This is a genomic window from Pseudomonas sp. HMSC066A08, assembly GCF_001813025.1.
GTDB classification, from domain to species: Bacteria; Pseudomonadota; Gammaproteobacteria; order Pseudomonadales; family Pseudomonadaceae; genus Pseudomonas; species Pseudomonas aeruginosa.
The window spans coordinates 1-272 of record NZ_KV811260.1 but is presented as its reverse complement, the minus strand read 5'-3'; the positions used below and the strand labels follow the sequence as shown (position 1 = coordinate 272).

General features: G+C 60.7%; 1 protein-coding gene. It reads left to right on the top strand.

Going from position 1 to position 272, the window contains the following annotated elements:
- Positions 1–272: cytochrome ubiquinol oxidase subunit I (locus HMPREF2886_RS03760; protein ID WP_139148388.1), on the top strand; the 272-nt coding region annotated here is incomplete at both ends.

The window sequence follows — 272 nt, the reverse complement described above, 5'->3', positions numbered from 1 at the left end:
TTCCCGGCGATCACCATCGGGTTGGCCAGCTACCTGGCCGTACTGGAAGGCCTCTGGCTGAAAACGAACGAAGAGGTCTACCGCGACCTCTATCATTTCTGGTCGAAGATTTTCGCGGTCAATTTCGGCATGGGCGTGGTGTCCGGGCTGGTCATGGCGTACCAGTTCGGCACCAACTGGAGCCATTTCTCCGACTTCGCCGGGTCCATCACCGGCCCGCTGCTGACCTACGAGGTGCTCACCGCGTTCTTCCTCGAGGCCGGTTTCCTCGG